This window comes from Streptomyces sp. NBC_01426 (assembly GCF_036231985.1).
Lineage (GTDB): Bacteria > Actinomycetota > Actinomycetes > Streptomycetales > Streptomycetaceae > Streptomyces.
In genome coordinates this window covers 283,204-309,929 of sequence record NZ_CP109501.1, presented here as the reverse complement: position 1 = coordinate 309,929, position 26,726 = coordinate 283,204, and the positions used below count along the sequence as shown (strand labels likewise).

Annotated in this window: 24 protein-coding genes; 19 read left to right on the top strand and 5 right to left on the bottom strand. The window is 71.5% G+C overall.

Features of this window, described 5'->3' with window-relative positions:
- The first annotated feature begins 530 nt into the window (after positions 1 to 530).
- From OG906_RS35840 to OG906_RS35825, 4 genes are all read left to right on the top strand, one after another.
- Positions 531 to 1,427: a ParA family protein gene (locus tag OG906_RS35840; protein WP_329448447.1), complete on the top strand. Its 897-nt coding sequence runs from the start codon at positions 531 to 533 to the stop codon at positions 1,425 to 1,427.
- A complete protein-coding gene (locus OG906_RS35835) occupies positions 1,420 to 2,412 on the top strand; it encodes a hypothetical protein (RefSeq protein WP_329448446.1) in 993 nt (330 codons plus the stop codon). The genes OG906_RS35840 and OG906_RS35835 overlap by 8 nt, the downstream gene beginning before the upstream one ends.
- A gap of 562 nt (positions 2,413 to 2,974) precedes the next feature.
- Positions 2,975 to 3,475, top strand: a complete 501-nt coding sequence (locus tag OG906_RS35830; RefSeq protein ID WP_329448445.1) for a hypothetical protein — start codon at positions 2,975 to 2,977, stop codon at positions 3,473 to 3,475.
- Between the two features lie 244 nt (positions 3,476 to 3,719).
- Positions 3,720 to 5,621 carry a hypothetical protein gene (locus tag OG906_RS35825; protein WP_329448444.1) on the top strand — a complete coding sequence of 634 codons (1,902 nt, stop codon included), beginning with the start codon at positions 3,720 to 3,722 and terminating at the stop codon, positions 5,619 to 5,621.
- 29 nt (positions 5,622 to 5,650) lie between these two features.
- Here OG906_RS35825 and OG906_RS35820 read toward each other — a convergent pair whose 3' ends face one another.
- On the bottom strand, positions 5,651 to 6,256 hold the full coding sequence (locus OG906_RS35820; protein ID WP_329448443.1) for an NPCBM/NEW2 domain-containing protein: 606 nt from the start codon (positions 6,254 to 6,256) through the stop codon (positions 5,651 to 5,653).
- 317 nt (positions 6,257 to 6,573) lie between these two features.
- Between OG906_RS35820 and OG906_RS35815 the strand changes: the two genes are divergently transcribed.
- The 4 genes from OG906_RS35815 (at position 6,574) to OG906_RS35800 (ending at position 11,286) form a co-directional block, all read left to right on the top strand.
- Positions 6,574 to 7,197 (top strand): maleylpyruvate isomerase family mycothiol-dependent enzyme, encoded by a 624-nt coding sequence (locus OG906_RS35815; protein ID WP_329448934.1) that lies wholly within the window; start codon positions 6,574 to 6,576, stop codon positions 7,195 to 7,197.
- A 289-nt stretch (positions 7,198 to 7,486) separates the two neighbouring features.
- Positions 7,487 to 8,752 (top strand): cytochrome P450, cyclodipeptide synthase-associated, encoded by a 1,266-nt coding sequence (locus OG906_RS35810; RefSeq protein WP_329448442.1) that lies wholly within the window; start codon positions 7,487 to 7,489, stop codon positions 8,750 to 8,752.
- 176 nt (positions 8,753 to 8,928) lie between these two features.
- The gene (locus OG906_RS35805) at positions 8,929 to 10,455 is read left to right on the top strand and encodes an MFS transporter (protein WP_329448441.1); all 1,527 of its coding nucleotides are present in this window, start codon (positions 8,929 to 8,931) and stop codon (positions 10,453 to 10,455) included.
- Positions 10,456 to 10,650: 195 nt separating this feature from the next.
- Positions 10,651 to 11,286 carry an ABC transporter permease gene (locus OG906_RS35800; RefSeq protein ID WP_329448440.1) on the top strand — a complete coding sequence of 212 codons (636 nt, stop codon included), beginning with the start codon at positions 10,651 to 10,653 and terminating at the stop codon, positions 11,284 to 11,286.
- A gap of 170 nt (positions 11,287 to 11,456) precedes the next feature.
- Here the strand turns inward: OG906_RS35800 and OG906_RS35795 are convergent, their stop codons facing one another.
- Entirely contained in the window at positions 11,457 to 12,458 is a 1,002-nt protein-coding gene (locus OG906_RS35795; protein ID WP_329448439.1) for a hypothetical protein, read from the bottom strand.
- Between the two features lie 517 nt (positions 12,459 to 12,975).
- Here OG906_RS35795 and OG906_RS35790 point away from each other — a divergent pair.
- The 3 genes from OG906_RS35790 to OG906_RS35780 all read left to right on the top strand — a co-directional run bounded on the left by OG906_RS35790 (position 12,976) and on the right by OG906_RS35780 (position 14,571).
- Positions 12,976 to 13,218, top strand: a complete 243-nt coding sequence (locus OG906_RS35790; protein WP_329448438.1) for a hypothetical protein — start codon at positions 12,976 to 12,978, stop codon at positions 13,216 to 13,218.
- 139 nt (positions 13,219 to 13,357) lie between these two features.
- Entirely contained in the window at positions 13,358 to 13,684 is a 327-nt protein-coding gene (locus OG906_RS35785; RefSeq protein ID WP_329448437.1) for a DUF6422 family protein, read from the top strand.
- A gap of 542 nt (positions 13,685 to 14,226) precedes the next feature.
- On the top strand, positions 14,227 to 14,571 hold the full coding sequence (locus OG906_RS35780) for a beta/gamma crystallin domain-containing protein (protein WP_329448436.1): 345 nt from the start codon (positions 14,227 to 14,229) through the stop codon (positions 14,569 to 14,571).
- Positions 14,572 to 14,689: 118 nt separating this feature from the next.
- Here OG906_RS35780 and OG906_RS35775 read toward each other — a convergent pair whose 3' ends face one another.
- Positions 14,690 to 17,518, bottom strand: coding sequence for an ATP-binding protein (locus OG906_RS35775; protein WP_329448435.1), 2,829 nt, complete (start codon positions 17,516 to 17,518; stop codon positions 14,690 to 14,692).
- A gap of 135 nt (positions 17,519 to 17,653) precedes the next feature.
- On the opposite strand from OG906_RS35775, the gene OG906_RS35770 reads away from it, so the two are divergent.
- The 3 genes from OG906_RS35770 to OG906_RS35760 all read left to right on the top strand — a co-directional run bounded on the left by OG906_RS35770 (position 17,654) and on the right by OG906_RS35760 (position 18,991).
- Positions 17,654 to 18,007, top strand: coding sequence for a VOC family protein (locus OG906_RS35770; RefSeq protein WP_329448434.1), 354 nt, complete (start codon positions 17,654 to 17,656; stop codon positions 18,005 to 18,007).
- A complete protein-coding gene (locus tag OG906_RS35765; RefSeq protein WP_329448433.1) occupies positions 18,007 to 18,459 on the top strand; it encodes a pyridoxamine 5'-phosphate oxidase family protein in 453 nt (150 codons plus the stop codon). Before OG906_RS35770 ends, OG906_RS35765 begins: the two co-directional genes overlap by 1 nt.
- 79 nt (positions 18,460 to 18,538) lie before the next feature.
- Positions 18,539 to 18,991, top strand: a complete 453-nt coding sequence (locus OG906_RS35760) for an iron chaperone (RefSeq protein WP_329448432.1) — start codon at positions 18,539 to 18,541, stop codon at positions 18,989 to 18,991.
- 51 nt (positions 18,992 to 19,042) lie between these two features.
- Here the strand turns inward: OG906_RS35760 and OG906_RS35755 are convergent, their stop codons facing one another.
- Complete coding sequence (locus OG906_RS35755) at positions 19,043 to 19,237, bottom strand: hypothetical protein (RefSeq protein WP_267827947.1); 195 nt, start codon at positions 19,235 to 19,237, stop codon at positions 19,043 to 19,045.
- Between the two features lie 333 nt (positions 19,238 to 19,570).
- Here OG906_RS35755 and OG906_RS35750 point away from each other — a divergent pair, with 333 nt between their 5' ends.
- From OG906_RS35750 to OG906_RS35735, 4 genes are all read left to right on the top strand, one after another.
- Positions 19,571 to 20,305: a dienelactone hydrolase family protein gene (locus tag OG906_RS35750; RefSeq protein ID WP_329448431.1), complete on the top strand. Its 735-nt coding sequence runs from the start codon at positions 19,571 to 19,573 to the stop codon at positions 20,303 to 20,305.
- Between the two features lie 159 nt (positions 20,306 to 20,464).
- The gene (locus OG906_RS35745; protein ID WP_329448430.1) at positions 20,465 to 22,615 is read left to right on the top strand and encodes a HEAT repeat domain-containing protein; all 2,151 of its coding nucleotides are present in this window, start codon (positions 20,465 to 20,467) and stop codon (positions 22,613 to 22,615) included.
- Between the two features lie 209 nt (positions 22,616 to 22,824).
- Positions 22,825 to 23,388 (top strand): papain-like cysteine protease family protein, encoded by a 564-nt coding sequence (locus OG906_RS35740; RefSeq protein WP_329448429.1) that lies wholly within the window; start codon positions 22,825 to 22,827, stop codon positions 23,386 to 23,388.
- A gap of 10 nt (positions 23,389 to 23,398) precedes the next feature.
- Complete coding sequence (locus tag OG906_RS35735) at positions 23,399 to 24,289, top strand: hypothetical protein (RefSeq protein WP_329448428.1); 891 nt, start codon at positions 23,399 to 23,401, stop codon at positions 24,287 to 24,289.
- Positions 24,290 to 24,586: 297 nt separating this feature from the next.
- Here OG906_RS35735 and OG906_RS35730 read toward each other — a convergent pair whose 3' ends face one another.
- Positions 24,587 to 24,958, bottom strand: coding sequence for an FKBP-type peptidyl-prolyl cis-trans isomerase (locus tag OG906_RS35730; protein WP_329448427.1), 372 nt, complete (start codon positions 24,956 to 24,958; stop codon positions 24,587 to 24,589).
- Between the two features lie 269 nt (positions 24,959 to 25,227).
- On the opposite strand from OG906_RS35730, the gene OG906_RS35725 reads away from it, so the two are divergent.
- On the top strand, positions 25,228 to 26,724 hold the full coding sequence (locus tag OG906_RS35725; RefSeq protein WP_329448426.1) for an alpha/beta hydrolase family protein: 1,497 nt from the start codon (positions 25,228 to 25,230) through the stop codon (positions 26,722 to 26,724).
- Positions 26,725 to 26,726: the final 2 nt, after the last annotated feature.

The following is a 26,726-nucleotide window of genomic DNA, read 5'->3' as shown; positions in this document are numbered from 1 at the left end:
ACGACCCGCTTCTCAACGTCCTGAGATGAGAGCGGTCCTCAGTACGCACGCTGGATGGGCAGTCCGCTTGTAGCAACCCCCGGTCGGTGGCTCGCGCGTCCGCTCCTCCCCACGCCTCACCCTCGCCGGCACTCATCGGTCGCAGGTCCTTGCGGCGAACCCTGCCGACTTGCCCCCCTCCGCGAGAACGGGTCACAGACCCCACCTCGGACCCACTCCACGCGATCGCGCCCGAGGTGCCGACCGATCGACTCCCGGGCGGGTCGTTTCCTCTCCCCGCCGGGCGCACCGGCGGTAGCCCTGCCGGGGTACCACGGCAACACCCCTGACCGCCCATCACCCCTCGAACAGTCACTCCAGACACGCCACGCCGTTGCGGTGCGTTGCGTGCGAATCCTGTTATCGTCTCCTCAGCAAATGACTTCCCTGACAGAGACCTCGTTCATCACAGAGCCGGCGCAACCGGTCGGCTCGAAGAGGCCGCATCGGAACGTCACGCACCGCACGAACTGTCGAGGAGAGCTGGTTCCGTGGAGAAGATCGCCGTAGCAAGCCAGAAGGGCGGGCCGGGCAAGACCACCACCACGGTGAACCTCGCCGCGGGTCTCGCTCTCACCGGTGCACGAGTCGTCGTCCTCGACATCGAGCCGCAGGCCCAGGCCGGGCAGGCCCTCGGTGTCCGCCTCAGCAAGTCCCAGATCGGCCTCTCGCTGGGGCTCAAGCTTCAGATGGCGGCCCAGGGCGTGCCCGCCGGCGTACGGGACATCCTCATCGACCGCAGCGAGCTGCTCCACAAGTTCAAGGGCGCGGGGCAGTTGTTCCTGCTGGCCTCCGAGCAGCACACCATGGCGAACGCCCAGCACATCCTGCACGCCGCCGGGAACGAGAAGGTCCAGGTCCTCCGCGAGCTTCTGGCCGAGATCGAGGACGACTTCGACTACGCGGTCTTCGACACGCCCCCGGCCGTCGAAGCGCTCAACGGCGTCGCCCTCGCCGCGAGCGACTACGCCCTCACGCTGTGCCTGCCCAAGCACGCCACCGTCGAGGGTGCGGTGGCCATGCGGTCGACCATTCGCCACGTGAAGGACCGGACCAACGCCGACCCCAAGTTCCTCGGCGCCGTCCTCAACATGGCGAAGCCGCCGTCGGACTGGTCCCAAGAGGAGATGGAAGTCCGGGACCTCATGATCGACACGAACCTGTACCCGTTCGTCACGGACATCCGCGAGGACACCAGGATCTCCCGCAGCTACGCCATAGGGCTTCCTTCCGTTCTGGGCTACGCCAACCACGCCCCGGGCAAGCGCTACGCCAGCTTCCTCCAGGAGGTCCTCGACCGGATGGACACTCCCGACACCGAATGGGAGGTCGCTCCGCGGGTGGAGCAGCAGCTGAACGGTGCCGCGAGGGAGAGCGTTCGTGTCTGATGGTCAGACGAGGCCGACCGGGGGAGCGGCCAAGAAGAAGCAGGACCAGAAGGACGCCGGCGCTTTCGGTGCCGTGCGCAGGCGGCGTCCTCCGGCCCCTCAGGCCAATCTCGCCGCCACTCTTCTCCAGCAGGCGGAAGAGGTCGCGGATGCCGGCTTCATGGGCAATGCCTCCGCCCTGGCGTCCCCTTCCCCGGTGACTGCGGTCCTTGCGCCCAAGGCACCCGTGACCGTACCTCCTGCCGCAGTACCGACACCGGAACCGACCCCCCGACCCGAACCGACGGTGCCGGGAGCGGGTGACCTTCCGTCCCTGCACCACGTGGTCACTGCCCCGCCGCAGGAGTCCGAAGCGCGGCAGCCGTCCGCTCCCGCGCCGGCCACCCCCGGCCCGGCCGCGGCCGAGGCGGGAGATGACGAGCTCGAAGCGGTCGTGGCCGTGCCCGAGCAGAAGGCGGCGGCGTCGACCCCGCCTTCGGCGCCCCCGGCGCAGAAGCCTCGCAAGGCGACTCGGACAACGGGACAGCTCGAACCGACGCATCAGGCGATCCACGCGTCCTTCGCGGATTCCCGGACGAACTCGCGCGACTGGACCTCCCACGGCGCCAACCTGATCCCCGAGGTCTGGGACGCGCTGCGCAGTCGGATCGCCAACGACCGCCGCTCCTCGGGGAACGCCGAACTCGCGGCCGGCCACTACATGGACGTCGTGTACCGGCAGGCGCCCATGGACGCTCAGGAACTCGTCGTTCTGTACAAGAAGCTCTCCGACCAGCGCCTGGGCTACCTGGGCAGCGGCAAGAAGTCGACGTTCAGGCTGGGCCCGGAGGCGAAGGCACATGCCTCCGAGATCAAGGCACTCCTGGACGAGGCCGACTACGCGCGCAAGGGCCTGTACGTGGTCTCCGCGCTCGTGATCCTGCATCTCCAGACGCTGGAGGTCGAGGGGCCCCTGCGCAAGCCCGAACTGCCGCCCCTCTTCTAGCGGCCCGGCTTCGCATTCACCACCCGCACATTCGAACGGGGGTGCAGACCGCATCATGCGGTCTGCACCCCCGTTGCTCGTTTCCGCGCCGCTGTGGCGGCCTGGAACAGGATTTCCGGCGACCTTGTGGGGCGACACGCCGACACCGGAGCACCAATTTTCACGAGTTTCGAGTGCCTCCCGGCGTCCCCGGTCCTGCGGTTTCCCGCTCAGGGCGCTCCGGTTGATCGAGGTACGGCCTTCCGGGTTCGGCCTGTACGGCCCTTCACACCTTCGGCGGAGACCTCGGACGCCGCCGAAAAGCCCCGCACCGCGCCCTCCTATGTGGGCTGTGAACTGGACTTATACCGATGACTGTCCTGATAGTCCTACCGATGACCGTACTGATACACGGGTCGTCGACAGGACCGATATGAGGGTGGGTTCTTATACCGACCGGCTCACGAAGGGACCACCTCACCAAGACATTGCCTGATGTCCCTGACAGGGAGTTCCATGCCTCGACTCCGCTAGGCTGACGGTCGACACAACCTTCGCCCTGGGACCACAGGAGAACCTGCTCATGCCAAGTGCCGTTCTCAGCGCCAACGCCGTCGCGGTAGCCGCGGGAGTCAGCAAGAACTGGGTCTACCGCGCCATCGACATAGGAGTGCTGAGCGAGCCTTGCTTCGCCGCGGACGCGGTCGTCCTGCGCGTGTACCGGGTCCTGTCCCAGTTCGCGTGGCCCGACAAGCCCAAGCAGCGTTCGGTCAAGCAGAAGCCGGACACCTGGCTCCTCGCAGCGCTCAACGCCGTACGCGACGCGGCCTCGGACGAGAAGACGACCCCGGAGACCACCCTCTACGTCCTCGGCACCGCCGTACACATCGCCAACACGCGGACCGAGCGTGCCCTCTTGGAGGCCTCCGGCCCCGAGGGCACGGAACCGTCCGCCCTGGACGCGCAGGTGGCCATCCGACTCCCGATCGGCCGATGGATCGACGAACTGCCTTCCGTACTGGCCAAGACGCCCCGGCACGCCCCCAGGCGCGGAGTGCCGCCGCGTCAACCGGCCGCCTCGTAACCCGGAGGCCGCGCCGGCTCCTCACCACCCTCCGGCTCGCAGCCTGACCATCTCGCCGCGAGCCGCACCGAGTTCACCGACGCTCCCACCCCTCGAACGGAACCTCACCAGGAACACCACCCACTTCTGACCGCGCCCACCGCACCGGCGGCACCTCCTCGTGCCGGTCGGCCGGTTTCGTGCTGCCAAAACCCCCTCCTCACTCCCGGAGCCAGTCATCGCCACCACTCCAGGGGTCGGTCTCGTGCTGCCTTCTGACGAGATGGAGCCCACCCGCACCGCAGGTTCCGCCTCGGAGACCGCAGCCGAGGCCGGCCCGCGCCGCTCCCGCATCTCACGCCGGGCTCAAGGCGGCGAAACCGCCTCCCCGTCCGAGCAGGCGGCCCGCCGGGGCCGCGTACGCGTGCCGTGGCGCGTCGTCTCGTCATCGGCGTATCCCGATGTGGCCCTGTCGGTCTACGTCAAGACAGCCGCCCTGGGGTGGCGGCCCGAGGGCTGCACGGCGGGCGTCTCCGTACTCGCCCGCTACCTGAGCATGAGCGCCTCGGCCGTGGAACGGGGGATCCGGGCCTTGACCCGCCCCGATCCCCTCGACGGCGTCGTCGAGTTGCACTCCCGACGGCGCACCAAGCCCGGAGGGTTGGGTACCACGGCGGAACGCCGGCTCCGCGTCATGCCCCGACAGGAAGCGTTCGTGTGGGTGCCCGTGATCGCGGCGGAACTCCTGGAACCACGCCAGTTGAGGGCGTGGGCGGCGCTGGCCTACGCACAGGCCCGGAACCTGAAGGTCTCCGAAGCGCAGTTGGGTCAGATCCTCGTCCACCATTCCGGCAGGAAGGCGCGCCAGCCCATCGGCGCCGCCGCCGCGTCCACGGTGGTGGACGCGCTCGAATCCCTCGGTTGGCTCAAGGTCCACCGGCGGGAGGGCCTTCAGGGCAGGCACATCTACGAAGCCCTGGACCAGCCCGCCCTCCCCTTCGGTCCGACGGAGGCGGAGATCGGTCAACCAGTGCGAGGGGAAACGGTAGTTGAGTGTTCCTCTGCTGGTGACGGTTCGGGTCCACCGGCCGGTGACGGATCCCTCGCGACTAAGGAAGATCCGCAGATTGACGGACTCGTGAACGAGGGTGGGTTGACCTCATCCGCCGTAGGCGAGGCTCAGGTGGTTGCGCGCGTGGCCCTCGACGAGCGAACGACTCCGAAATCCGCGTCCGCTGCCACTCCCGCAGGTCGCCTCGCGCTCCGCGCGGATGAGTCCCCTGTCCCTCCCAAGCCCGAAGGCGACAGCCGGCGAGGTTCTTACACGGGGCCCGATCTGACGTTCAGCCCCCGGCTGGCCTGGATCATGGAACCGGTCGCGTGGCTGGTCCAGCGGGCACGGACGTACGTCCAACGGACCTTCGCCCGCCAACTGGGTGCGCAACTCTCCGAAGGCGTGGAACCGGAGCGACTGCGGTCCCGCCTGGAAGCGCGGTTCGCCCGGACCTCCCCGTCGGACCTGCGCAGCATCGAGGGCTGGCTCCTCAAGGTGGCCGCTGTCCGATGGGGCTGCCACGATCCCCGTTGCGAGGAGGGCGTTCGCTGGCACTCGGGCGAAGAGTGCGCCGAATGCCTGGCCATCCGCCTGGAGCAGAGGGCCCTGCGGGAACGCCGGCGGCACCTGGACGCGGGGGAGTGCCCCGACTGCACGACACCGCTGACCGAGACCGGCCGCTGCCGGACCTGCGCGCCCACCCCCACAGGCCGGCCCGTACCCGCCGACGGCCCGACGACCGCATCGACCCGAACCCCGGATCCGGGCCCTGCGCACCCGGGCGGTGCATCCCTTGCGGGCCGATGCGCGGACTGCGGCTCGTGGGAGGATGCCGAGACCCCCGACGGGCGATGCGGATCCTGCGCGGTGCAGCACGCGGTACACCAGGCGGAGGCCGTCGCGATGGATGCCGCAGGAGCCGGCCTCACCGGTGCGCGCAAACTTCCCGCCGCTCTCCGTGCCTGTACGGACGTCCGCCGTCAGGTGGCCTCGGCCCGGGAAGCCGCCGCAGCGGCAGGCCTTGACCAGAGAGCCCGGAACGCCGCCGTGATCGCGGCCGCGGAGGAGGCGACCCGGTGCTGGACGATGCGCCGTGTCCCCGCGGCCGGTTGACCGGGAGGAAGCCCATCACACTTCGGCCGCTACCGTGCCGGGGCGAGGACGGGATCGATCCACACTCCACGGCCCAGCTGGTCCGCCCAGGAGCAGCCATCGATTCCGAGGCTGACGCGGTAGGCACCGCTCACGTCCAGGGTCACGGTCGCCACCGAGTCCCCGGGGCCCATGACCAGCTCCTTCTTCCGGGCTCCTTCCACGTCGACGTACAAGGTGATGGTGCGGCCGGAGGGGGTGTCGTCACTGACGCCGACACGTGTCGTCAACGTCGTGTACCGGCGGTCCAGCTGCCAGGTGTGCTTTCCGCAGAGGCCGCTCAGCGCGGTGGGGTACGAACGGGTGTCCACCTTCTGTCCCCCCTTGCCGAATTCGCCGTCCACCTCGACGGGCATCAGGTCATGGACGAGCGAGGACGGTCCTTTGGCGGACGGGGAGGGAGACGGCACCCCACTGCCGGTCGACCCGGGGGCCGGGGCGGGCTCGGCCGCGCCCGGGGGAGCGGTGACGGTGACGGTCGCGGTGACCGTCGGGGTCACGTTCCTGGCCGTCGGAGAGTTCACGAAGGTGGGAAGGCCGAAGAAGCCGAGTACGAGGCCGAAGACGGCGGTGATCGCCGACACCAGGGCCGCCAACTCCCCCAACCTCCTTGGCGGTGTGGGCGACGCGGAGGCACCTTCGGAGTCCGCAGGATCGGGAAGGGGGCGGGAACCCGGCGGCGGCCCGACGGGCGCAGGAGGGTCTACCGGCTCAGGTGGTACGGCTGCACTCACTGACTTCTCCCGCATCCCGGCTGCATCGCCGTCATTGCCTCGGGTGTGGCGTGTTCACGCGCGTACGACGGTATTCAACGAGATCGCACGGCCTGCCACCAGAGGGGATCCGGCGATGAGTTCCGGGCGGTGGTGGAGTCCTTCATGGCAGACACTGGGTTCGACGAAGGGAAGCCATGGTGGCAAGCGTGTGGGCAATGGTGCATGCCGAGCGGACGGCCCTGATCGAGGACCTGGAGCGCCTCGATCAAGAGCAGTGGCGGGAACAGTCGCTCTGCGAGGGCTGGACCGTGCACGACGTGGTCGCCCATCTGGTCGACACGGCCCGCACGACGCGCCTCGGCTTCGTGACCGGCCTGGTCCGGGCACGCTTCGACTTCGACCGACAGAACGCCCGCGGCGTGGAACGTGCACGTGGGGCCGGCCCGTCCGAGACCCTGCAACGACTCCGGGACGCGGCACCGAGGACGTCCACCCCGCCTGCTCCTCTGGACAGCCGCCTCGTCGAGGAGATCGTCCACGGTGAGGACATCCGCCGGCCTCTCGGAATCACACGCCTCTATCCGCAGGAGGCCGTCGTCAGGGCCATCAGGTTGCAGACGCGCACCCCGGCGTCGTTCGGTGGGGCCAAGGAGTTGGTGACCCGCGTCCGCCTCACGGCAACGGACGTCGATCTGGCGATCGGTGCCGGACCGGACGTCGAGGGCCCCGCGCTGTCCCTCCTGCTGGCGGTGGCGGGCCGTCGGGCGGCCGTGGACGACCTGTCCGGGCCGGGCGTCGCGACGCTGGCAGCAGGTGCGTGACGGTACGTGTTCTCGCTGCGCCGGCTTCATCCGACCGGGGAGGGTCCGGCCTTTCTGTCTCCAACCTGCACTGTTCCTGGCCCTGGAGCGCCTGGCGGACCGGCGGGCGAACGGGGCCGGTAGCGCGGGGAGCGAGAAGGCCACGCACCCCCGGAACGGGTACCCGTCCTACGCCGTCTAGTGCTGTGGCCGGAAAGGTTTGCCGTGCCGGGTGCCGTGACGCGGTGAACCTTTCCGGTCACAGCACTGGCTCATGACGCTCCATCCGCTCCCGTGAGGTACCTCCTTCATGCCCGTGATCGATGCCCGCTTCAGCGTCCTGTCGGAGGACTTCGCCGCCGATCCCTACCGGTTCTTCGCCGGGTTGAGGGAGCAGGCGCCGGTCCACCACGAGCCCGCGATCGACAGCTACTTCCTCTCCCGGTACCAGGACGTGAAGCGGATGCTGACCGACCACGAGGTGTTCAGCACCGAGATGCTCACGGTGCGCGCCGAACCGGTGATGCGAGGGCGGGTGTTGGCCCAGATGACCGGGGCCGAACACACCGCCAAGCGCAAGATCGTCGTCCGGGCTTTCACCGGGGCGGCACTGCGGGATCAGACACGGGCCATACGTGCCAACGCCGCCGAGCTCATCGAGCCGTTCCTCTCCCGGGGCCGGGTGGACCTGGTCAACGACTTCGGCAAGCCCTTCGGAGTGCACGTGACGCTCGACGTCCTCGGCCTGGACAAGAAGGACTGGGAGCGGATCGCCGCCTGGCACGGCGGGGTCGCCGAGTTCATCACCAGCGTCGCTCTCACCGACGAGCGCCGTCGGCACTGCCTGGACTGCGCGGAGCAGCTGGAGGCCTACCTCGTCCCCGTCATCGAACAGCGACGCCGCCACCCCGGCGACGACCTGATATCGAGGCTGTGCACCGCCGAGTTCGACGGCATCGCCATGAGCAACCGCGACGTCACCGCACTGATCATCAACGTCCTGGTCGCCGCCACCGAGCCCGCCGACAAGACCCTCGCCCTGCTGTTCAAGCACCTGGTCGACCACCCCGAACAGATGGCTCAGGTCCGCCGGGACCCGGACCTGCTGACCGCCGCGATCGCCGAGACCCTGCGCTACACCCCACCGGTCCAACTCATCCCGCGCCAGGCCGACAAGGACGTCGTGGTCGCCGGCACCACGGTCCCGGCCGGAGCAGTCGTCTTCTGCATGATCGGCGCGGCCAACCGGGACCCGGACACCTTCACCGCCCCGGACACCTTCGACATCCACCGCCCGGACCTCGGCACCGCCCGCTCCTTCACCGCGGCCGCCCAGCACCTGGCCTTCGGTACCGGGCTCCACCAGTGCGTCGGCGCGGCCTTCGCCCGCGCCGAGATCGAGACCGTCGCCGCGATGCTCCTGCCGCTGTTCGACCAGGTCCGACACACTCCCGGCGCCCGCTACCAGGAGACCGGCCTGTACACCCGAGGTCCCGCCTCCCTGTTGCTGGACTTCACACCCGTCACGCCTGCCATGCCTGTCGCACCCGTGACGGGCGACGTGGGCCGCGACTGACCCCGTACGTACGTCCTGCTCCGATGCGGACGCACCGTCCCCCGGCCGGACACATGCGACGCGGTCTGGGAGGGTCGGCGGAGGGCGGCCGGGTGGACGCGTACGGACAGGACTGGACAGTCGTCGCCTCCGCCGCGCATGGATTGTGGACACCGCCCGACCCGAGGCTGTGCGCCATGAACCTTGAACGTACGAAGGACGATCCGGCCGCCCGGCCCCGCCAGGGGAGCGCCCTCGCGGCACTGGCCGCGGCGCAGTTCACCGTGATGCTGGCCACCTCGATCGTGAACGTCGCGCTGCCGCAGATCCGCGCCGGTGTGGGCCTGTCGGACGGCGGCATCACCTGGGTGGTCAACGCCTACGGCCTGGCGTTCGGGGCGCTGCTCCTGGCGGGCGGCCGCGCGGCCGACCTGCTCGGTCGCCGCCGGGTGCTGATCGCCGGTCTCGCGGTGTTCGCGGGCTCCTCCCTGGCGGCGGGACTGGCGGCCTCCCCGAGCGTGCTGATCGCCGCGCGAGCCGTACAGGGACTCGGCGCCGCCGCCATCGCTCCCGCCGCGCTCGCCCTGACGATGGGCCTGTTCCCTCCCGGCCCCGGTCGGGGCCGCGCGTTGGGCGTGTGGGGCGCGGTCTCCGGCGCGGGGGGAGCGGCCGGCGTCCTGCTGGGCGGCATGCTCACACAGGCCTGGGGCTGGCCCTGGGTCTTCCACATCGTCGCCCTCGGGGCGGTACTCGTCCTCATCACCGTCGCGGTGTTCGTGCCCGGGGCCGGCGACCGTGAGTCGGGGCGGTTCGATCTCCTGGGTACCGCGACCGTCACCCTCGCCCTGACCTGCCTCGTATGGGCGCTGACCAGCGCACGCGGGTCCGGCTGGACGAACGGCGGCGTCCTCGGCGCCCTTCTCGGCGCGGTCACGCTGTTCGCGGCCTTCGCCGTCATCGAGCGGCGCCGGCCCGACGCCCTGATACCGCCGCGGCTGTTCTCCACCGGCCGTGTCGCCGCGGGCAACCTGCTGATGACGCTCCTCGGCTCCGTGTGGATCGGACTGTTCTTCTTTCTGCCGCTGTACCAGCAACAGGTGCTCGGGATGAGCCCGCTGGCCACCGGAGCCGGTCAACTCCCCCTCGCCGCAGCCAACATACTCGGCGCCATCGCGGCGCCCCGTGTCTCCCGGCGCATCGGCGCCACCGCCACCGTCACCGCGGCCCTGCTCACCGAGGCCGGAGGGCTGCTGTGGCTGTCACGGATCAGCGCAGACGGGAGCTACCTCGGCGATGTCCTGGGTCCGAGCGTCCTGGTCGGCCTCGGCCTGAGCATCGCCTTCGTCCAACTCACCGCGCTCGCCGTGGACGGTGTTCCGGGGCGGGACGCCGGACTGGCCGGCGGACTGGTGAACACCACCCGCCAGGTCGGCGGCGCGATCGGCCTCGCGGCCCTCGCCACCCTCGCCGGATCCGTCACGGCCCACGCGTCCACCCACCAGACCCACCTGGAAGCGCTCACCGCCGGGTACCGGGCGGCCTTCGCGGTCTCCGCCGCGATCCTGGCGGCCACCGCCCTCCTCGCCGTACGCCTCACCTGCCCGAGCCGCCAAGCGCGCGCCGCCCTCCCGCCCCAGTCGGCCAAGACCAACACACCGGCCCGACAGAACCAGGTGACCGACCAGACGACCGACCAGGCCACCGACAAGTCATCCGCCACCTGATCCGGAACCGCCGCGCCCTTTCCCGATCACGAGGGCCGGCGTGCGTGACACCGGGCCGCAGGACCAACGCTCCCGCACGCACGCACGCACGCACGCCCGACCGACACGAAGCGATCCGACACGACCCGAGACGGCCCGGCAGCTTCCCCTGGCGTCTCCACGCATCCGTCAACCACCCCTGAGGGGACACCCACCATGCCCAGCCACGCAACGGAACCACCGCCCGCTGCCCCCGCTCCTGCCCCCGTCCATCCGATCGGTCTCCCGCACGAGGTCGACAACCGCGCGGCCTACCTCAGTTTCGGACTGGCCTACGTGCTCGGGCACGGTGCTGCCGCAGCCTCGCAGGGGGACACCCCTCTGCTCGGCCTGCCCGGCTGGCTGCCCATGACGCTCCTGGGAATCGGCCTCGTCACGGGCATCGTCCAAGCGACCATCGCCGCGCTGCGGGCCCAGCGGGGGGCCGCAGCGCCCGACGTCCTCTCCGGCAAACTGCTCGGCGTCGCCTGGGTCGTCGCGTTCACCGCCCTGTTCCTCGCCATCACCGGCCTCACATCCATCCTCGGCAAGCCCGAACTCCAGTCCATCCTCTGGCCCGCCGGTTCCGGTCTCATCGTCGGCCTGCTCTACCTCGCCGAAGGCGCCGTACGCCGCAACGTGCTGCACTACGCCCTCGGTGTCTGGCTCGCCCTGACCTCCACCGCGGCGCTTTCCCTCGACGCCCCCGGCCTCTACTGGGTCCTCGCCCTCGCAGGCGGCGGCGCCTACGCCCTCGCCACGGCCCTCGAACACCGGCGCCTGCGCCTCCCCGCAGCACCCTCGTGGACCTGACGGCCCACCACGTGCGCGCGTACCTGCGGCGGAGTACGGGAGGAGCCGTGCCGCCACGCACCCGGCCGCGTCGGAGCTCTTGATCCCAAGGCCCTGGATGTGCCGGTGCCCTCGGGAGCGGGTGGGCTTCCGAGGGCGGGCGGTTGGGTTCTGTTCGTGTGTGGGGTGGTTCAGTTGTGCTGGGTGGTGCGGCGGCGCAGGGCGATGAAGCCGGCTGCGGCGGCGCCAAGGGTGAGGGTGCTCGCGCCGCCCGCGATGAGGGCGGTGTTGTTGCCCGTGTTCTCCGGTGCGATCTCGGCGCCGGCGGCGACGCCGCCCTTGGGCAGGACGGAGGTCTGCGCGGCGTTGTGGGTGGAGAGCGCGGGGGTGGCCTTGGCCGGGGTGGCCGCCGGGGTGGGCTTGGTGGCGGCGGTCGGCTTGGCGGCGGGCTTGGTGGTGGTGGGGTTGGTGGTGCAGTCCGTGGGGGGCTTGGGGAAGGAGACGCCCTCCCACGGAATCTGGCCGCCGATGACGCGCATCTGGAACTGGGGCGTCTTGGGGTCGTCGCTGTTCTTGATGCGGGCGCCTCCGGCGAGGCCGGTGGGGTTGGTGGTGGTGAGGGTGGTCAGCGTTCGGGCGGTCTTGGTGTCGATGAGCTGGGCGACGGGTCCCGAGGTGCCGTTGGAGAGTTGCAGGCTGATGCCTTCGTAGGGGGTGCCCATGCCCCAGGAGACGGTGCAGCCCTTGCGGGTCTCGGTGCCGCCGGCGTCGAAGCCGTGGCCGGTGGCGGGGTTCTTCCAGGAGTGGACCTGGCCGGAGTCGTTCAGGGTGACCCACATGCCGCGGACCTGCTGTCCGTCCTGCGCCTGGGCGTTCGGGCCGCCGACGTGGAGGCTCGCGATCGGCATGCCGCTGGCGGTGTGGAGGTCGAGGTGGTACCAGCCCTTGCCCTTCTTCCACAGGTCGCCCTTGGTGCCGTCGGCCAGCACGGGGTGACCGACGAGCTCCCCGTCCGTCGCCTTGGTCACTGCCTTGGTCTGCGCCGAGGTGGCGGCCTTCGGGGCGTCGGCGGTCGTGGGGGCGTCGGCGGCGAAGGCGGCGGTGCTCGGGGCGAGGAGGGCTCCCGCGAGGGCGGCGGTGGCGACCGCGGCGCGCAGGACGGTGCGGCGGTGGGAGTGGGTGTAGGTCGACATGAACGACTCCGTGACAAAGGGGCGGCCGAATGGCCGAAAGCGGAAGAAGGAGAGGTTGCATGCCGCCTCCTCTGTCAGGTGTGAGCTGTTGAGGCTGGGCGGGGCTGCAAGAAGAAGACTATGGATCATGTGTACGAGAAGCGTGCGCTCCATGTCTCCGAACCGTCACAGCACTCGTCACCCGTCGCACACCCCTCACCAGCCCCGGGGGACGACGCCTCCCTTGCCGGCCCTGCAACTGTCCGGCCCGTCGACGTGTGAGGAGAGGGTCGGACATCCACGTTCCCCACCCTGCTGTCTCCAGCAACTGGAGACACAACACCCTCCGCCGCCCGGGTCGCCTCGCCGAGCCCAGATGGAGCCATCCCCGTGGCGCCCGCCGCGAACGCGGGCCCGCCGCGCGAAACTGTCGCCGGCAGGTGGGCGAGGGCGTCCGTACGCGAGCGGTGGCACGGCGTGGCTGGCCATGGCTGCCCCTCTGGGTGGTACCAGGGATTCTCTGACCAAGGAGGCGGTCATGACGGAGCAACGCAAGAGCAATGCCACCATCCCGGAAGAGTTCAGTGGTCTGATCGAGGACTTTCGCGATCTGCTGGAGAAGTACCCCCGGGCGGCTCGGCACTTCTCGCTCGCGTACCACCCCGCGGGCCGTGGAGAGGAATCGGGCGGAACCTTGACGGTGGGGATCCCTCAGCCGATCTTCGAATGCTCGGAGATCGAGCCCGGATTCGTTGTGTGTGACCGCGTCGACGAGCAGTGACCGTGCGGGAATGAGCCGCATCCGTCGCATCGGAGCGGCTCGTCACCCCCGGCTGCATTCCGCCGGAACACCTCACCCCCGGCTCCATGCTCGACCAGCCCCTCCACCCGCGCCCCGTAGCGATTGACAGGAGCCCGCCATGTCCTACCCGCCCGCGCGTCTCAGTGACGAGCATGTACGAGCGCTCAGAGAAGCGGTGCTGCTGGTCAGTCAGGCGAAAAGCGCGGCAGCCGACGTGCTCGCCCGGTCCGGGATCGAGCCAGGTGCCCTGGTACACGGATCCTTGGAGTACTGCACCGGTGTCGAATCGTCCGGCCGTCGGAACCAACCCTGCGGATGTCCGGGCTTCCGCGGAGACTCCGACTTCTGCTTCAGCCAGTACCGGGACTTCACGGGGCCGGACATCGGCGCAGGTGCGATCATCCGCGTCTGCGGGCACCCGCAGGAGTACCACGAGTCGTTCTGACGACGCCCGGACGGTCCGCAGCCGTGCCGCCGGCTCGACGGCCGCCGGCGCACCGGCTCGGGCCTTGTTCCACGGGTTCACGCCGGCGCAGGCGAGCGGGTGCGGCCTGCTCGGCGGGACACGAGCGAACCCCACGTGGCTTCGCCTTCGCGATGGCCGGAACGCATCCGTTGCTCTGGGCCAGGGTTCTGGTTTGCCCCGGGACGGCCTCCCTTTCGGCCCCTCCCTCGGCCGCCTGCCGGACCGATGCCGGTCGTTCCGCGGAGATCGACCAGGCCGTCACGACCGCCGGCGGCAGGCGGGCAAGGCCGCCAAGGTGCTCAAACGTTTCAACTGAGGACCAGAGGTCTGAATTGGGACAACATGGTGCCAAATCCGGCCGCACACGGCGGAGTTGATTGCAGAGGGCACCGACCACAGGGGAATCTCTCTGTGCAACCGCGAAGGTCGTTTGCCGGTCCGTCGCGGTGTGGGTGGCCGACGTGCCCGTGGGCACGGGGCGCCCCTTACTGCTCGATTCCCGTGAAGGAGAGATCGTGCTCATGAAGCCGAAGAGGTTCGTTCGATCGGCCGCCGTGGCGTTCGCCGCAGCGGCGTCATTGACCTTGACCATCCCCGGCAACGCGTTCGCCATCGATCACATCGAGTGCCGGGGCGGCGAGAACTTCCTGAAGATCTGGTCCCACGAGGGCGGCCGGCAGAGCGTCGACTGCTACGCGAACAAGGGACGGACCGGGTTCGGGGGCTGGTGGGTCGACAAGATCTCCACCGGCAACAACGACCTGATCTACTACGACGCCAACGGCGACTCCGTGAGGATCAACCGCTGGACGGAGATCACGTTCCCGAACCACCCGCCGAAGGTCAACTCCATCGAAATCCTGTGACGTTCTGAACACACCTCCGCAGGGCCGTGCCTCGCGCGCGGCCCTGCGCAGGCGCGGGAGCGGGTGTCGCGTCGAGGCCGAGACCGCAACGTGTTGTTCAGGCGGGCCAGTGGTGCGGCTACCGAGCGGCCATGGGCGCGAGTCCGAGGTCGGCCAGGGCGGACGCGCCGGTCGCGGCGTGCGCGCCGCCGGCGAGCAGGAGCGTGCGCGACCACTGGTAGCGGCAGTCGGCCGCCTCGAACGCCGACGCGGTGGCGAGCAACTGCGGCAGATCCCCGTCGAGCACTGCCTCCGCCCGGTCCACCAGGGCGGTGGCGACCGGGTTCCCGGCGACCACGGCCCGGGCGGCGGCGATCCGGCCCCGGGCGTCCGGGTGCCCGGCGAGGACCGATGCCTCGGCCCGGAGCGCCGTGTACCAGTGCAGCCAGACCCAGCAGACCCACTTCCACACCTGCTCCGGCTCCGGCGCGACGCGCTCCAGGGCCGCGTCGGCGTCCCCGTGGTGGAGCAGGACCATGGCGTCGAAGACGGCGCCGTGGCCGTGGCGGTGATCCTCCTTGCTGCCTGTCCGGTCGGTGATCGCGAGCCAGGTCGCCCGTGCCTCGTGGTCGCCTCGCAAGCCGTGGATCATCGCGACGGACGCGGCGGCCGGACCGAGTGAGAACGACCGTTGCCGGCCGGACTGCTCCCATGAGTCGAGGAAACGCACGCTGCTGGTGAGCACCGCGTCGGCCTGGCCCACGAACGCGTCCGCGACCAGCAGCCAGGACGTGGCGTGGTCGCCCACCTCGGCCAGCTGCGGATGGCCCGCGAGCCGGCCGCCCCACCGGCGGGCCGCCGACAGCTCGCCCGTGCCGACGGCGGTCGCGGCGGCCATGGCGAGGGCGTCGATCAGCTCGTGCGTCCGGGCAGGGGCGCTCGGTGCCGAGGTCAGGATGTCGATCCGGGCGCGGGCGGCGGCCGCCGCGGCAAAGCTTTCACCGGCCCAGCTCTGGGCGCCGGAGAGCGCGTCGAGGGCGGCGGACCGCGCCACCGGGTCGCCGGCGCGCCGGGCGAGTTCCACGGCCCGTTCGGCGCACGCGACGGTGTCCGGCGCGGTGTTGTCCGGGGCGCCTTGGACCGCGCCGAACGCGTCCGCGATCACCGCGGCCTCGGCCAGCGCGAGAGCCGCCTCGGTGGCCGGGTCGACGTCACCGGTCAGCTCGCGGGCCGCCGCGAGCAGGCCGGTCACCTCGTCCGCCGACGGAACCCGGCCGGTGAACGTGCTGGAGAAGCGGTAGGCGGTGGTGGCGGCAGCCGCCAGGTCGCGGGCGGCCCCGGCGGCGTCCCCGGCCCGGCGGGCGGCTTCGGCCGCGGCCCGGTGCAGGCGGTACATGTCGTCGCCGAGCCTGCGGCACCCGGCCACCCCGGCGGCCTGCCGCAACGCGTCGGCGGCGTCGGCGCCGGCAGTGAGCGAGGCCGCCTGCTCGTGCCGCTGTTGGGCCTCGCCCAGCAGGTTCCGGGTGAAGGCCAGCTCGGCCAGGGACAGGGCGAGACGGCACGCGTCCGCGCGCTGCTCCGGCCGGCCCGCGGACCAGGTCAAGGCGGCCCGCAGGTCCTCCGCGACCGCGTCGAACCGGGCTCGCCAGTCCGAACCGCCGCCTTCCCGGAGGCCGCCCGCACCGGCCAGACACCATGCCAGGTGGCGCGACCGGACATCGTCGAGCTCACCGGCTTCGTCGAGCCGCTCCGTGCCGTACTGACGGAGGGTCTCCAACGCCTGGTAGCGGGTGCCGGTGTCGGACGGAGTCACGACGAGCAGGCTCTGCTCGGCGAGCCTGCCGAGCCCGTCGGCGACCGCGGCCGTCTCCAGCGGGGCGAACCCGGCCACCTCGGCGGCAGCCTCGGCGGTGAACGGAGCGACGAACGCCGACACCCGCCGCAACAGTGCCCGGTCCCGCGGTTCGAGCAGGTCGTGGCTCCAGTCGAGGACGGCCCGCACCGACCGGTGCCGGCCGTCGGCACGGGGGCCGCCGGCGAGGATCCGGAGCTGGTCGCCGAGGCCGGCCGCCAGGCCGTCCAAACCGAGCGTGGACCACCGCGCCGCCGCCAGTTCGATGGCCAGCGCCATGCCGTCGAGCCGTTCGCACAGCGCCGCGATCCGGTCGCGTTCCGCCGGGGCCGGGGCCCTGCCGACCGCCGCCGCCCGCTCCAGGAACAGGGCCACCGCCTCCGACTCGCCGCCGCCGACGCGCGACAGCGGCGGAACCGGGAAGACCCACTCGAACGGCACCATCAGCCGGGCCCGGCTGGTCGCGAGCACCCGTATCCCCGGGCAAGCCACGAGCAGCCGTTCGAGGAACGGCGCCACCCCGTCGTGCACCTGCTCGCAGTTGTCCAGGACCAGCAGTGCCTGACGGTCCGCCAACGCGGCCACCAGGGCGTCGTCGATGCCGCGCCCGGGCTGCTCGCCCACGCCCATGGCCGCCGCGACCGCCGCGCCCACCCGCCCGGGATCGGTGACCGGGACCAGGTCGACGAAGCACACCCCGTCGGCGAAGTCGCCCGCCACGTCGGCCGCCACCGCCAGGGCGAGCCGCGTCTTGCCCACCCCGCCCAGACCGACGGCGGTCACCAGCCGACGTGCCGTCACCGCCGCTGCCAGCTCGCCGCGTTCGCGGGTCCGGCCGACGAAAGCCGTCAACGGTGCCGGAAGCGCGGGTGCCGGGCGCGCCTGCTCGGCACCCGCCTGCTCGGCACGCGTCCGTTCGGCACGCGTCTGTTCGCTTGCGTGCCGGGACAGCGCCCGCCGGTCCGGCACCTCCAACTTCCGCAACAGCGAGGAGACGTGCGACTCGACCGTCCGTACGGAGATGAACAGCCGCGCGGCCATCTCCGCGTTGCTCAGGTGCTCCCCGAGCAGCCCGAGCACGTCGGCTTCCCGAGCCGAGATCACTGGAGTGGACACCGGGCCATTATCCGTGGTGCTTTCCGTGGTCAGCACGGAGGCACCCCCTACCCCGCCCGGGGGAAGCTGTGATCACAGGGAACGAGCCCGGCGGACCGCACCGGGCCGATCGATTTCCGCGACGAAGGAGTCACCGTGACCAGCTCTTCCCACCAGGGGATGAAGACCGTGCTGCATCCCGTGTCCGACCTCGCCCGGGCCAAGGCGGTGTACGCCGCGCTGCTCGGTGTCGCCCCGCAGACCGATGGCCCCTACTACGTCGGCTTCGAGGCCGCCGGCCAGCACATCGGCCTCCTCCCGGGCGGCGGACCGCAGGGCCTGACCTCGTCGCTGGCCTACTGGCACGTGGCGGACATCGAGGCGAAGCTCGCCGCACTGACCGCTGCGGGCGCCACCGTCAAGGAGCCCGCGCACGACGTCGGCGGCGGCCGCCTCGTGGCCACCGTCATCGACCCGGACGGCAACCTCATCGGACTGCTGCAGGACTGATGAGCACCCCACCCCGCTCCCGCGCACAGCGCCGCCACGACACCGAGCACCGGCTCGGCCACGACGTCGACGTCTGGGTGGCCAGTGCCTCGGCGGACGGCGTCCCCCACCTGGTACCGCTGTCCTTCGACTGGGACGGCGAGGCGCTCTTGGCGGCCACCCCGGCAGAAAGCCCCACCGGACGGAACCTGGCCGCCACCCGGACCGCTCGGCTCGCCCTCGGCCACACCCGCGACGTCGCCATGATCGAGGGCGACGTCGAGGTCCTCGACATCGACGCACTGCCGCCGCACCTGAGTGACCGGTTCACCGCACGCACCGGCTTCGACCCGCGCTCCCTGACCACGCGGTACCGCTGGTTCCGTATCACTCCTCACCGCATCCGGGCCTGGCGGGAGGAGAACGAGCTCGCCGACCGTGAACTGATGCGCGACGGCCGCTGGCTGGCCTGACGCCTCGCCCGGTCCCGCCGCATGGCCCCGGCCGGGTTCCGAGATCCACACAAGCAGAGCCTCAAGAAGGAGATCCACCATGAGCAGCACCGCCAACCGCGCACACGAGGGATTCACGGCCGAGGAGCGCGCCGCGATGAAGGACCACGCACAGGAACTCAAGAAGGCGGCGCGCCGCGGCTCGAAGGCGGACAAGTCGGCCGAGGCGGCCCAGGACGTGCTCGCGAAGATCGCCGAGATGCAGGACGCGGACCGGGCCATGGCCGAGCGCGTCCACGCCGTCATCACCGCCACCGCACCGGTCCTCGCGCCGAAGCTCTGGTACGGGATGCCCTCCTACGCACTGGACGGCAAGGTCGTCTGCTACTTCCAGTGCGCGGAGAAGTTCAAGGCGCGCTACGCGACGCTCGGCTTCAGCGACCAGGCGCAGCTGGACGACGGCCCGATGTGGCCGGCCGTCTTCGCCCTGACCGAGGTGACGCCCGAGGTGGAGGCGCGGATCGCCGCACTCGTGAAGCAGGCGGTGAGCTGAGGCGCGCCCGGTCGATCCGCCGCGGCACCGGCAAGATCCGAAAGAGACGGCCTAGTCGCCGCCGTCGCCGGATCCGTTCACGTTTCGGCGCCGCTTCTTCCCGGAGCGACGTACCAGTTCGCTCGCGGCGAGCGTCACGGTCGCCACACCGCGGACCCAACGGGGCCCGCCGCGTTCCGCCCACACCACGCACACGCACCCGCCGACGGCGAGCACCAGGACGCCGAGCACCACCAGACGGACCATGGTCTCCACCCCTTCGTCGATCCGTACCTTCCTGCTGATCGTCTCAGACCGGGGAAGAGGGCCCACCGGCATGGGGCGGGAAGGCGGAGGCGGGCCGCTGGTCGGCGCCCGGGAAATGCGCCGGCTTCGATCCCGTCCGGTGGGCTACGTTGTGCGGTGATGACTACCGGGACGGCCTCGCGCCACACACGGACGGGTGACCCGGCGCTGCTCTGAGCGCCGTACGGGCCGATGTCGGGCCGCAGTTGGGCCGAGGGTCCGGTGCCGGTGCGCGGGCTCCGCCTCTGGTCGTGGTGACCACAGCTTCACACGTCGACCACGACAGGAGAACTCATGCCCATCACCACGCTGCGCGTTCCCACCGCGGACGGCCAGGCCGACGCTTTCGCCGCCTTCCCCGACCACGGGGAGCGGTTCCCGGGAGTGCTGATGTACGCGGACGGCTTCGGTATCCGGCCCGTGTTGCACGCTCTGGCCCGCGAACTGGCCGGGCACGGCTACTACGTGCTCGTCCCCAACCTGTTCCACCGGCACGGCCCGGCACCGGTGCTCGACCTTCCCGAGTACATCGACGCGGAGGCGCGGTCTGCCGTGTTCGCTCAACTGATGCCCTTGATCGAGGCGCACACCGTGGAGCGGGCCCTGAGCGATGCCGACGCCTACCTCGCGTTCCTCACCACCCGGCCCGAGGTCGCCGCCGGACCGGTCGCGGTGACCGGCTACTGCATAGGCGGCCTTCTGGCGACGCGCACCGCCGCGGCCCACCCCGACCGGGTGGCCGCCCTCGCGGCATTCCACGGCCCCGTGGGAGCGGACGGGCCCGCTGCCTTCGCCGGGATCACCGCCCAGGTCCACTTCGGCCACGCCGCGAGCGACCTGACGCCCGCCGCCCTGGCCGAACTCAACCGGGCCCTCGACGCCGCGGGTGTCGACCACACCTCCGAGATCTACCCCGACACCGTCCACGGGTTCACCATGTCCGACACCGACGCCTTCGACCCCGCCGGACTTCAGCGCCACTGGGACCACCTGCTCCCCCTCCTCGACCGCACCCTGGCCGACAGGTGACGCACCGGCCCGGACACCGAATCCGATCACACGGCCTCGGAGTTCCGGCGATGTCTCGAAGCCCACGTGGTGGGGGAGGGTGCGCGGCACGCCCGTCACCACGTGGGCCGGGGAGCCCCTGACCCGCTGCTGTCAGAGGTGGCCGGCACGATGCCCCGCATGGAACTCGCACACCCGCTCGACGGTCTCGACGCTCGCCCCTGGCAGTCGTTCTCCCACGCGTACGGCAGCGCGGAGGACCTCCCCGACCTGCTGCGGGCTCTGGTCGGGACCGACGCGGGTGCGGCGGACGAGGCCTTGTCGGAGCTGTACGGGAGCGTGCTCCACCAGGGAACGGTCTACGCGGCGAGCGCGGAGGCGGCGCCGTTCCTGGCGGCGATCGCGGCCGCCGGTCACCACACGGCGGACGTCCTGACGCTGCTCGGCGCCATGGCCGAGAGCGAGGACGAGCACGGCGTCGCACCGGGCACCGTCCGGGCTGCCGTGGCGGACCGGCTGCCGCTGCTGTTGCCCCTGCTGGCCGCCCCGGAGCCCGACGTCCGGCGGACCGCGGCCTGGGCGGTGTCCCACACCCGCGCCACCGCGAGCGCCCTCCCCGCCCTCCGCGGGCGCTGGGACGAGGAACCCGAACCCGCCGTGCGCGCCGAGGTCCTGGCCGGGATCGCCCGGCTCGATCCGCAGGTCGCGGCGGCGTCCGCCGCCACCGCCCTGGAGCCGTCGCAGCCGGCAGAGGTGCGCATGGCGGCCGTCTTCGCCCACCTCGACGCGGACGCTCCCTGGACCGAGACCGCGCACACCACGATGCTCTCCCTCCTGCCCGCGGACGACCTGCGCTCCGACCTCGACCACGAACGGGGCGAGCCGCTGGCCGCCGTCGTCGAGGCCCTCCTGGGACGGGACCGCCGGCCGGAGCGCGAGGCGGCGTTCGCCCTGATCGACGCCGCCCTGCACGACGTACGGGCGGACGTGCGGGCCGAAGGCCTCTGGGCGGCCGACCGCGCCTGCACGCTCTCCCGCAGCGCCCCGAGCCGCCTGGTACAGAGCCTGCGCGCGGCAGCCGTCGACGAGCGGTCGGTGATCGACACCGCGTCCCTCCTGGCCCGACTGGGCAGGGTCGCCGAACCGGCCGCGGACGTTCTCGCCCCGCTCGCCGCACGGAACCCGCACCAGGACGACGACCATGCGGACCGGGCCCTGGCCGCGCTCGTACGCGTCGCACCCGCACCAGCGGCCTCGCTCCTGGCCGCCGGCCTGGGGCGGCGGCCCCGAGCCCTCGGCGCCGCCGCCGGATTCCCGAGCCCCGCGCACTCCGCCTTCCCGTACGACGACGACCTCCTCGACGCGGTACGGGACCGCCTCGCCCGGCCCGGGGCCCTGAGCGGCAACGAACCGTGGCAGCTGACACACTTGTTGGCCGGGTGGGGCGCCGACGCGGCGCCGGCGTTGCCCGTGCTGTGCGCGGCGCTCCGACACCATCCGAGCCAGGCCGCAGGAGCCATCGCTCGCGTCGCCGCCGACTGCGGCCCGGGCGAACGGGCCCGGGCCGTCACCTCGCTGCGGGCGGCCGCCGCCCGGGGAGTCCTCCCCGCCGCGCAGGCCCTGTACGACCTCGACGGCGAGCTCGCGCCCCTGCTCCACTGCCTCGAACAGGAACTCCGGCGCGGGGCCGGTCACGTCAGGGACGCCGCCGGACCGGCCGGCGCGCTCGGACCCCGGGGAGCGGCGCTGGTACCGGCCTTGCGCGAGGCACTCGGCGCCGCGGCCGGTGGCACCACCACACCCGCGCTGGACACGGACACCGCCCTCGCCGAGGCCCTGTGGCGCATCACGGGCGACGCGGACGAGGCGGTCGCCGCCCTGGACTCGGTCTTCGCCCGCGCCCAACGGAACGCCTGGTCCCGGTGGTCGGTGGTGCGGGCCGCCCGTACGACGACACTCCTCGGCCCGGCGGGGCGCCCGCTCACCCCCCGGCTCGAAGCCGCGCTCGACGATCCGGCGCAGGCGCCGGCCGCCGTGACGGCCCTGACGGCCGTGGCGGAACCCGCCTCCCTGGACCGCGTCGCACTCGCCGCGGCGGCCTTGCGGTCCGCCGAATCGGACGCCGATCCTGCAGGGGCCTGCGCGGCGCTGGAAGCCCTCGGCGCCGCGGCCATGACCGACGACCACCTGCGCCGGCTCGCCGCCCTCGCCGACGGCGACGCCCGCGTCGTCCGCTCCGGTGTCGAGGACCGCATCATCGAACAGGACGAAGCGGTCCGAGAGCACGCCCGGGCGCTCCTCAGGGCCTTCTCGCACCCCGCGACCGCCTGACCCACGGGGCCTCGTCCGCCTCCACCTCCGAGCCGCACCATTCGTTCCGGAGCCGGGAGACGTGCCCGAGTCGCGTGATGACCCGACAAATAATCAGTAGGAGCTAATTCCCCGCACGGCCCCTATGTGTCCAAGTCATGATGCGCTGTCATATTCCTGCCAGATCGCCCCGTTCGTCTCGTTGTACCCGTCAGGGGGAAGGCAGGAAAATGGGCAGGTTCAGGTACGGAACCACGGCGTCGGCCATCGCGCTGGCCGCCTTGGGAACGCTCGCGGCCACGGGAGGCACGGCTCACGCGGAAGCGGGCCAGGACAGCATCGCCATGCTGAAGCAGGAGAAGAGCCAGTGGTGCTGGGTCGCCTCCGGGCTGACCATCGCCAAGTTCCACGGCTTCGGCTCCACACAGGCGGACTTCTGCACCCGGGCCCAGCCCTACTACGGCTGCAACAACCAGCCCGCCACGCTCGACGACATGGCCAAGGGCTGGAGCAGCCTCGGCATGACCCACACCGGGTCGGGCCTGAACAGCGCGGCCACGTTCAACCAGGTGTACACCGACGTCAAGGCGGCCCGGCCACTCGGCGCCCGCATCGGGTGGACGTCCGGCGGTGGCCACATGAACGTGATCTACGGCTTCGACACCTCGAACACCACGATCGCCGTGGCCGACCCGTGGCCGGACACCACCACGTACACGTGGTGGAACTACAACGACTACGTGAGCAACAGCTCGTCCAAGTGGACCCACTCCCGCATCGGCATCTCCCGCTAAGGCAGGCGACATGTGCGACACCAGCCGCACCAGCGGCACCGAACCGTCCGGCCGGCGGGCGAACTCCCGCTCCTCCCGACTGTCCCTCGTCATCGCACTGAGTGCGTCCGTACTGCTGTCCGTCGTCGGTCCGGCCCACGCCGCCCCGGCCAAGGACCCGCTCCCGGCCGACATCCCCGACTACCAGGCGGCTCTCAACGCGGTGAAGTCCGCCGACGTGCGCGACACCGTCTGCCGCTTCCTGCGCACCCCGGTACCCACCGACGTCGCAGGCGGGCCGGTGCAGACGATCCCCGAAACCGCCGAACCCTGCCGGGACCTGCCGGTCTTCACGATCAAGGACCCGGTGGCACTGAACGAGATCACGCCCGGCTTCGCCGCGGGCACCGCCCAGCCGCTTCCCGCCAAGGCGGTCAAGCTGACGGGGCTGGTCTCCTCGCTGAGCACCAACGTCAACGGACGCAACGCCACCGTGATGCTCGCCCCCACCCAGGGCGGCGGCTGGCACCTGGCGGCCGTGCGTGACGGCGACGGCGACGCCGCGTACGCCGGCAAGGCCACCGTGGGCACGCTGGTCTTCACCGAGCCGCAGATCCGCGGTTGGTACCAGCTCAAGCTCCTCACCGTCGAGGCGCTCAACGACCAGGCCAGGCAAGGGCTGGGCGGCCAGGCGTCGGTGTCGCTCAGCGACTACCAGAAGCTGCTGAAGGCCCGCTACGCCGACAAGCTGCCCGGCTCGGAGTACGACACCAAGGGCTACTCCAGCGGCTACAGCCTCCAGCGCACGGAGGACGACACCCCGTCCTCCGCCGTGCTCCTCGCCGGCGGTTCCGGCGCGGCACTCGCCCTCGCGGGCGGAGCCGCCCTGCTCCTGCGCCGCCGACGGACAAGCACCGCCTGACCCCACCGCGTACACCCCCACACCCCCTCGCTTCGCCCCGGCAGCCGGCCGGGCGGAGCGAGTCGTCCTCTCGATCGACTCGCACAGTCTCCAAGGCTGACGCTTGGGTTGTCCGCGACCGCACTTACGGGGCTGGGCGAGCAGCTGCCGCAACGCGAGGTGTCCGGGGGACACCACCCGACGCGTCCGGCCTCCGGCCGTTCTGCTCCTCGTACCGGATCGCGGTGAGACCGAGCCGAAGGCGCTGCCCGGTCTCACCGCGAACAGTGAGGCCGGGCAGCCAGGGGGTCCGGCGGCTCACACTCCGAGCAGGTCCACCACGAAGATGAGCGTCGAGTCCGAGGGGATCAGCGGGGAGGGCGACTGGCTTCCGTAGGCGAGGTGCGGGGGGATGGTGAGCTCGCGCCGCCCTCCGACCTTCATGCCCGCGACTCCCTGGTCCCAGCCCTTGATGACCCGCCCGCCACCCAGGGGGAACCTGAACGTCTGTCCTCGGTTCCAGGAGGCGTCGAACTCCTCCCCGGTGGCGAAGGTGACCCCGGCGTAGTGGACTTCGACCATGCTGCCGGGCTTCGCCTCGGCGCCGTCCCCCACCACGATGTCCCTGATCCGCAGGTCGGTGGGCGGCTCGCCCTCCGGGAAGTCGATCTCGGGCTTCGACAGGCTCATTGCAACCTCAATCCTCCCCACCGGAAGTCTCCGGAGAGGCCGATCACGCGCATGGTCACTCCATGCGTCCGTGTGGTCACGGTACCGAACGATCGATCTTCCCGAAGCCAGGCCGAGACGGTGACCGGCCGAACTGCGGTGCGGCCGGCCAGGGCGTGGTCGGTTGCGACTTCGGTTGCACGGGCGGGATGACTGGATGCGACTGTGGTCGCACAGGGGACACGCCTCGGATTGCGACTCCGGTCGCATGCGGTGGCGACCCGGGATTGATGTGGCGTCGCGTGTCCCGCCCCGAGGATGGCCGGGTGACCGAGATCATCGCGGGGCTGTACATGTCCCCTCCGGAACTTCTTGCCTTGTCGGCCGGGGTCGCGCTGGTGGTGGCGCGCTGGCTTCCGCCCGCTGCCCGCCCGCGCGTCACGATCGCGTTGGGGGCCGTTCTCGTACTGTCCGCGATCGTGCTGAGTGTGGTGGGGATCCGCTGGCAGATGCTGCCGGTACTGGCAGGCGCCGCCGTCGCGTTGCCGTTCGCCCTCTCTCCCCTGCTGCGGCACCGTAGCGGCCGGCCGGCGTGGCGGGCCCGATGGTGGCTAGCATTGCCGGGGTCGGTGGTCTGCCTCGGCCTGATGGCCACGGCTCCGGTGTCCGCCTGGGGCTTTCCCGTACCGGTGTTCCCCGAGCCGTCGGGCGGCTTCGCGGTCGGCACCCGCGTGGTGCAGTGGACCGACCCACGCCGCCCCGAGACCTTCACCGCCGATCCGAACGACCGCCGTACGGTCGTGGTGCAGCTCTGGTACCCCGCGCGGAAGAGCCCCGCAGGCGCGCAGCGGGCCCAGTACCTCGGACGCACGGAGCACGAGGCGCGCATCGTGTCCGATGCCCTCGCCCACGAGGTCGGCTTGCCCGGCTTCCTGATCGACGGCGTCCCGCGTGCTCGCAGCCGTTCGGTCTTCGACGCCCCGGTGGCCGGTGGGGGCGAACGGTTCCCGGTCGTGCTGTTCTCTCCCGGGTCGGGCGGAGTGCGTACCCAGAACACCGCCTGGGCGGAGGAACTGGCCGGCCACGGCTACGTGGTCGCCGCGCTCGACCACCCGTACGACTCCGCCGCCGTCGTCCTCGACGACGGCCGAACGATCCACACCAAGCTCGCCTCCACCGGGGACCGGGACAAGGACGACAAGCTGGCCGTTGACTGGACGGCGGTTCGCGCCGCCGATCTCGGCTTCGTCCTCACCCGGCTGGAACATCTGGACCGAGGCGAGATCACCGACCCGCTGACCGGACGCCTGGACACCGGTCGGGTCGCGGCCACCGGCCACTCCATGGGTGGTGCCGCCGCCCTGCAGGCAGCCCGGCAGGACCAACGGTTCGACGCCGTCATCGATCTGGACGGCTACCCCCACGGCCCGACCTCCCCCTCCCTCCGCCGGCCGACGCTCGCGCTCACCCAGGCCATCACCCCCGGAACCGACCCGGACTACATACCCCGCCTCACCGAGGCCCTCAGGCTCGGCACCGCGACGAGCTACCGGCTCACCGTCCCCGGCGCCGCACACCTCACCTTCATGGACGGCCCCTTGTACCTGCCGCCCGTGCCCTCGATCGTCGGCTCCCTCGGCCGCACCGAGAGCCCGCACGTCGTCGCCGCGACCACTCTCGCCTTCCTGGACACCACCCTGCGGGACAAACCCGGTGACCTGGCCGGCGTCCTGTCGACCTACGGCGACCTCAGCGTCTACCCGTCGGGCAAGGGCAACAGCCGCTGACA